Origin of the sequence: Ensifer sp. 1H6 (assembly GCF_001976035.1) — a bacterium.
Classification (GTDB): domain Bacteria; phylum Pseudomonadota; class Alphaproteobacteria; order Rhizobiales; family Rhizobiaceae; genus Ensifer; species Ensifer canadensis.
Map to the genome: position 1 here is coordinate 75,765 of NZ_MOAI01000031.1, position 6,761 is coordinate 82,525.

Here is a 6,761-nt window from a genome sequence, read left to right on the forward strand (position 1 = left end):
GACCCCATTGCAACCGAACACAACTCAAGTAAGGTGGTGCCTAGGATTTCAACCCCGGCTAGTTTGGCGAATCGCATCCGTTGCGCGGCTACCGTTACGTCATGGCCCTTTTTGGTTCAACTACGCATGCCAAAAATCGATCTTTGCATTGTCTCTACACGCCGACCCGACCTGTTAGCAACGACGCTCACAAGCTTTTCCGATAAAGTTTTTCCAAACTTCGAAATCGAGAATGTCTTCGTGAATCTCGATCCGTTCTTCGGCGATGAAGGCGACCACGCGCGTTGCGTCGAATTAATCAAGACTACCTACCCGCGCTGCGTTTTGTTTGAGCCTGATAAGCCGAGCTTCACCTCGGCTGTTCAGAGGGTCTGGGCAGCTACCAAGTCTGAGTTCTTTTTTCACCTAGAGGATGATTGGATAGCCTTGGAGGGTATCGGAAGCGCAGCTCTTTTACCATTTTCGGACCAAGCAGTCGCTCAGGTGAGCTTCCACACAGCTGAAAAGAAATGGGACGTAAGGAAGAAGGGACATTTTCACAGGCGCAACGAGTACCGGGACTTTTTCGGAGTAAGAATCCCCACGTTCAGGACTTTTCCGATCTTCACCACGTCGCCATGCCTCTTAAGAGGCGAATTCGGACGAGGCTGCGCGACTCTTATGGACCCTTCCAAGGATCCCGAGAAACAATTCTACTATGGCGTAAACCCTAAACTAGAAGATTACGTTAGGCAGCAGAAGAGTTTCGTCTACTCGCCTAACAATGCACCCGTCATTGCAGACGTTGGACGACAATGGCAGAAACTTAATAATATTCAAAAAATTATCCGCAATGCCACGTCTTCGTGGGAAGCGGCTTCGCAGTCTAACCCGGGACCGGCAACCGAAGGTGCGTAACCCTGACAGGAGCATGACTAGCCAAAATACCGTTCTAATTTTTGGGGGCGTATTCCCTTCGGATTTTCGCTGCTATAGGGGTACCGCTAGTTGAGGTTGGATTCATTTTCGTGGATGTAGTTCTTGTTACTGGGGCAAGTGGTTTTCTGGGCCGATGCATCCCACAGTTCGTCGTTGATTCTGGGGCGAAGGTTCACACCATCGGGCGAACGCCATGGCCGGGAGGTTCCGAAGCTGTATCTTTCCATAAAATGGACCTTTTGTCGGCAGACGACGAGACGATTACGAAAGTATCCGCCATCGAAGCTGATACACTGATCCACACGGCTTGGTGCACAGAACCTGGGAGCTATTGGACCAGTATAGACAATCTCCGCTGGATGGCTGCTTCGCTTCGGCTTTTCGATGCCTTCCTCCAAGGGGGCGGGAAGCGTGTCGTGGTCGTGGGCACCTGCGCGGAATACGACTGGCGGTATCACACCCTCGTTGAAAGAGAGACACCCCTCATCCCATCGACACTTTACGGGACGGCGAAAGCTTCTTTGCACAAGACTCTTGAGTGCTACACCAAGGAGCATGGCATTTCGTTCGGCTGGGCACACGTCTTCTTTCCGTTCGGTCCGCATGAAAAGCGCCGGCGATTGCTGAGCGACTTAATAGTCAACCTCCTCACTGGGACAGAAATGCCGGTCTCAGAGGGGAGGCAAATTCGCGATTTCCTGCATGTGGAGGACGTTGCAGCCGCAATCGTTAGACTCGCTGCAAGTAACGTCCAGGGGCCAGTTAATATTGGAAGCGGCGATGCTCGACCGCTCCGTGATGTGATTGAGATAGCGGCCAAAGAAGCAGGGAGGCCAGACCTAGTCAGATATGGCGCGCGACCTCCAATAACAAACGACCCTCCCAGCCTGGCGGCGTCTGTGAATCGACTACGTGACGAAGTTGGTTTCCAACCGCGTTATGGGCTTCAAGAAGGCCTCAAATCCACGGTCGACTGGTGGCGATCGGAGTTCAAGGCTGCGGCCATTTAAGCAGGAATCGTATGTACAGAGCTTGCCCCGTCTGCGACGAAACAGACATCATCCCGACCATTTCGAGGGAAATGATCCCGCTCCTTCAGAATCGCGTTTATGACACGCAGAGAGAAGCCGTCGCAGCAGCTTCGGGGCGCTTAACGCTATGCACGTGCACGAGCTGCGGCTTCAGCTACAACGGCGAATTCGATGATGGTCTGCTCGTCTATGACGAGCACTACAATAACGACGTGCCTTCTCGAACCTTCGAACTCTATTCGGAGCAAATCGCACGCCTCCTCATCGAGAAATACGACTTAACATCCGGCACGGTTTACGATGTCGGATGTGGGAAGGGCACGTTCTTACGGATGCTGTGCAGACTCGCACCTGAGATCAAAGGCATTGGGATCGACCCAAGCTGCACGCCCACAGTCGAAGACAACTTCACGCTCATTCAAGACGTCTTCCGGCCCGGCTCGTTCGAGGCAGACACAAAGCTCGTTCTACTTAGGCACGTCTTGGAGCACATCGCCAACCCAGTAGATTTCCTGAGGGAACTGGGACAGGCGGCGCCGAACATCCCAATCTATGTCGAAGTACCCGAAGTCGAATGGATATTCGAAAATGGGGCGTTTTGGGACTTCTGCTATGAGCACTGCAATTACTTCAGCTCCGGCTCGCTGAGAAATGCACTTCATCTCGCCGGTTTCACTGATATTGAGCAAAGCCCGTCTTTTGGTGGGCAGTATCAGTGGGCTATCGGAAGAGCAAACAGCGTAGCAGCGCCGCCGGTAACAGGTGGGCCCGATGCAATCGCGCTTGCACGATCCTATGCATCGTCAGAAAGCGCGGTTATGGAAAACGTGCGAACCATCATCTCTGGTAGCGAAAGCACAGTGGTTTGGGGCATGGCGACGAAGGGCGTCATTCTCTCATGTCTTGTCGAAGGGATCACCGACGGGATCGACATAAACGTCAAGAAGCAAGAAAAGTTTGCACCACTGTCTGGCGTCCATGTCCACGGTCCAGGGTGGCTCAAGACCTACCCTGCAAAAACAATTCTCGTCTTGAACGGCAACTATGAAGCAGAGATCCGACAGGTGCTTTGTGAACTTGGTGTGCTTTCGGATGTCGTCGTGATGTAATGACCGACGGGCCGCGAAGTCAGCCTTCATCCTTGCTCTTGAAGGTGACCTTGCCCCCAAGTTTTATCCAGTTTTGAGTTCGCTCCAGCGGTTTTGGGTTGCTGTATTTGGGGCGGTAGCGGCGGGTTGCGGTGCGGATCCATTTCGACTGCGCAGCACCGCATCACGTCGCGGGGTGATGGACTGAGCGAACTCGGCAGGTGTCAGCCAGCCGAGGCCAGAGTGCGGGCGGTGATCGTTGTAATCGCTGCGCCAGTTTGAAAGCGCTGATCGAGCATGTGTCAGTGAGGAGAAGAGGGTCTCAGGTCAGCTCATCTCGAAGCCGCCCATTGAAGCTTTCGATGAAGGCGTTTTGGATCGGTTTACCAGGCGCGATGTAGTGCCAATCGACCTTGGCCCGGTCGGTCCATTGCAGGATCGCGTTGCTGGTGAACTTGCTGCCGTTGTCACTGACGATCATCCTGGGTTTGCCGCGCTCCTCGATGGTCCGGTCGAACTCACGGGCAACCCGCAGACCGGAAAGCGATGTATCGGCGACGAGGGCCAGGCATTCCCTGGTGCAATCGTCGACGACCGTCAGAACCCGGAACCTGCGTCCATCGGTGAGTTGATCTGACACGAAGTCCAGTGACCAGCGATCATTGGCTGTCATTGGGATCAGCATTGTCCGGCGCCGTGCCATCTGGAAGAGCAAACGCGGAAACGTCAAAGCCGACAGCTACGAACGCGGTAGCTGGAGCCCTATGGGCAATGATATGGACAACAGGGCAATCGCGCACAGCAAGCGCAGATAGGTCGCCCATTTTCCATAAGCCCGTGACAAACGAAATCTCCCGATTTGACACTCTATTGATACCCGTTGCTGGGCGAGCGACCTTGCGCCAGATCAAGGTTCAGCGACATTCCCGCACGCCTTGCCTCGGCAATGGTCGTAGTTCGTCGAAACCGCCCCAGAAAAACAATCCTTGATTGCATACTATAAAATCCGGAGGCGCCGCAGTGTGCGTATTCCGGTGATGCCGGACGGCTATTCCAATCTGAAGCCGGACAGGTATTCCAATCTCATGCCGGACACGATTCCGATTTGAAGCCGGACAGTTGGCGTGCCCCTGGGTCGTATGTGTTTTTGACCTGAACCGCGTTTCGCGGTCAAGCCGGGGTTGCTTGACCGGTGGTCACGGCTTTCTGTTTTCGCATACTCTCGCCGCTGAGCTCGATGCGATAGGCATTGTGTACGAGGCGGTCGAGGATGGCATCGGCAATGGTTGGATTGCCGATCATGTCGTACCAGTGATCGATGGGAACCTGGCTTGTGACGATGGTGGATCGCTTCTCGTAGCGGTCCTCGATGATTTCCAGGAGATCGCGACGCTGCTCGTCGTTGAGCTTCTCCGGACCCCAGTCGTCGAGGATGAGCAGGTCGGTCCTGGCCAGGGCCTTTAGGACCTTCGGATATCTGCCGTCGCCGCGCGCCAGGGCGAGTGTGGCAAAGAGCCTGGGGAGGCGATGATAGGCAACGGAGAGGTCCTCACGGCATGCCTTGTGTCCAAGAGCGCAGGCAAGCCAGCTCTTTCCGACGCCGGCGGGTCCGATCAACAGCAGGCTGTGGCGCTGCCTGACCCAGTCGCAGCCGGCCAGCTTCATGAAGAGATTGCGGTCGAGGCCGCGGGCGGCGCGGAAGTCGATATTCTCGATCTGGGCGTCGTGGCGCAGCTTGGCGGCGCGGGCTCTCGCCTCGAAGCGCTTCTGGCGGCGGGTGGTCGCCTCGCGTTCGAGAAGCAGGGCAAGCCATTCGCCATGCTCGAGGCTTCTGGCTTCCGTTTGCATCTCGAGTTCCTGATAGGCGCTTGCCATGCCTGTCAGGCCGAGTTCGCGTAGCATGTCGATGGTTGGGTTGATCAGCATCGTTGGGTGTCTCCTCAATGAAAGTAGCCGGGACCGCGCAGATTGACGTGCTCCATGACGGCGGCGGGTTCGGTGGATTGTCGTGCGCTCTTGTGGGTGGCGATGAGCGAGGTGATGGTCTTGCAGGTCAATCCGCCGATCTCGACGGCACGCGCCGAAACGGCCTCGGCGCGGTCGCGGGTGATGTCGCGATAAAGGCGCAGGATGCCCAAGCATGTTCTGAAGCCTTGTTCCGGATGCGGCCGGCTGGCGAGAATGGCGACGACCAGCCCTTCGGTCTGCGGACCGATGGACGCGCCCCAGCGCCGGAAGCGCTCCGGTGTCCACTCGGCATAGCGGCGATGGGAGCTGGGCATGTGGGCGGGATCTGTTCCATAGCGCGGACCGCCATAGCGGCGCTGATGCACAGCGACGCGTTTGCCGCGATGGAAGATCTCGATCATCCGTGCGGTCGCCCGGATATCGACCTGCTGACGGATAAGGGCGTGCGGAACGGAATAGAAGAAGCTCTGGAACTCGACATGATAATCCGTCGAGACCCGCGCAAAGCGCCATTCGGCGAACTCGTAATTATCGGCGGGCAGGCTTGCGAGCGCCGCGTGTTCAACCGTCTCGAAGAGATGTCGGCGGCTGACGCCCAGCCTTCGCATGATGTGATTGTTGATGCGCTCCAGCACGTCGGCGATCGCGGTATTGGCCTCGGCGAGCGAGAAGAAAGTCTGCTTGCGCAAGCGGCCGAGAAGGCAACTCTGGGCGAAGCGCATGCCGTTCTCGACCTTGGCCTTGTCCTTGGGGCGTCGCGGTCGCGCCGGCAGAACGCCAACACCATAGTGGGACGCCATCATGCCGTAGCTGCGGTTGATCTCGGGATCGTAGAAGCTTGCGCGGCTGACGCCGGACTTCAGATTGTCGGGCACGATCAGGCGGGGCACGCCGCTGAAGAAGGCGAACATGCGCACGTGCGAGCCGATCCAGTCCGGCAAGGTCTGGGTCCAGGTCGCCTCGGCGAATGTGTAGCTCGACGCGCCGAGCACCCCGAGGAACAGCTCCGCCTCGCGGATCTCGCCAGTCTTGCGATCGACGATCGGCACCTTCTTGCCGGAATAGTCCACGAAGACCTTGTCGCCGGCAGCGTGCTCCTGGCGCATCGTCGGCGAAAGGCGCTGCTCGAAACCGCGGAACAGCTCGCAGAAACGGCTATAACCATAACCATCGGGATGGACGCTGCGATACTCCTCCCACAGGATCAACAGTGTCACGCCGGGCTTCTTCAGCTCAATGGAAAGCTCCGCCCAGTTCGGCTCGTGACGTCGCCGCTGGCCCTGTTTGACGCCGGCGCGGATGAAAAGCCGATGCTCGAGCGCATCGTCTGTCAGTTCTCCTGGCAATGGCCAGTTCAACCCAGCGGCCTTAGCCCGATCCAGGTTATCTTGCACCGTACTTCGGGCGATCCCGAGCGCCACCGCAATCTCGCGTACGCTTGTCCCGCCGGCAGAGAGCCGAAGCATCTGTCGTATGTGTCGCATGGTCAGCCTTCTCTTTGACGGCATGAAATTCCCCTCGTGGATACTGAGGAGATTCATGCCAAGGTTGCTGACCCAAGGGCATCGTCACGACGGAAAAACCGTCCGGTAATTGATTGGAATGCTGTCCGGCTTCAGATCGGAACGCTGGAATGCACCCCTACAGTGAGACAGAGAAATTGCAGGACAATTGCCGGCTTGTGAGTTCAGGTACGGCACTTGCGTGCGACGACGATAAGGACTGTTCGTATTCCTCCGGGGTGAGGTAATCGAGC

5 protein-coding genes and 1 pseudogene are annotated in these 6,761 nt (G+C 57.0%); 3 read left to right on the forward strand and 3 right to left on the reverse strand.

All coding sequences use genetic code 11. The features are described from left to right. Nucleotides 1-126 precede the first annotated feature (126 nt). From BKP54_RS28215 to BKP54_RS28225, 3 genes are all read left to right on the forward strand, one after another. Nucleotides 127-897, forward strand: coding sequence for a hypothetical protein (locus BKP54_RS28215; RefSeq protein ID WP_084815251.1), 771 nt, complete (start codon nucleotides 127-129; stop codon nucleotides 895-897). A gap of 110 nt (nucleotides 898-1,007) precedes the next feature. After that, complete coding sequence (locus BKP54_RS28220) at nucleotides 1,008-1,928, forward strand: NAD(P)-dependent oxidoreductase (protein WP_158071732.1); 921 nt, start codon at nucleotides 1,008-1,010, stop codon at nucleotides 1,926-1,928. Nucleotides 1,929-1,999: 71 nt separating this feature from the next. Continuing rightward, nucleotides 2,000-3,058: a class I SAM-dependent methyltransferase gene (locus tag BKP54_RS28225; protein ID WP_158071733.1), complete on the forward strand. Its 1,059-nt coding sequence runs from the start codon at nucleotides 2,000-2,002 to the stop codon at nucleotides 3,056-3,058. A 63-nt stretch (nucleotides 3,059-3,121) separates the two neighbouring features. Here BKP54_RS28225 and BKP54_RS28230 read toward each other — a convergent pair. From BKP54_RS28230 to istA, 3 genes and pseudogenes are all read right to left on the reverse strand, one after another. Beyond that, nucleotides 3,122-3,722 (reverse strand): annotated as a pseudogene (locus BKP54_RS28230) (integrase core domain-containing protein); the annotation flags it as partial. Between the two features lie 485 nt (nucleotides 3,723-4,207). Then, nucleotides 4,208-4,963 (reverse strand): IS21-like element helper ATPase IstB, encoded by a 756-nt coding sequence (gene istB / locus BKP54_RS28235; protein WP_065786000.1) that lies wholly within the window; start codon nucleotides 4,961-4,963, stop codon nucleotides 4,208-4,210. A gap of 14 nt (nucleotides 4,964-4,977) precedes the next feature. Continuing rightward, nucleotides 4,978-6,489 carry an IS21 family transposase gene (gene istA / locus BKP54_RS28240; RefSeq protein ID WP_128090517.1) on the reverse strand — a complete coding sequence of 504 codons (1,512 nt, stop codon included), beginning with the start codon at nucleotides 6,487-6,489 and terminating at the stop codon, nucleotides 4,978-4,980. Nucleotides 6,490-6,761 lie beyond the last annotated feature (272 nt).

Excerpts from the sequence above, each read along its gene's own strand:
- BKP54_RS28215 (WP_084815251.1), top strand. The coding sequence starts at position 127 with ATGCCAAAAATCGATCTTTGCATTGTCTCTACACGCCGACCCGACCTG.
- BKP54_RS28225 (WP_158071733.1), top strand. The coding sequence starts at position 2,000 with ATGATCCCGCTCCTTCAGAATCGCGTTTATGACACGCAGAGAGAAGCC.
- istB (WP_065786000.1), bottom strand. The coding sequence starts at position 4,963 with ATGCTGATCAACCCAACCATCGACATGCTACGCGAACTCGGCCTGACA.
- istA (WP_128090517.1), bottom strand. The coding sequence starts at position 6,489 with ATGCGACACATACGACAGATGCTTCGGCTCTCTGCCGGCGGGACAAGC.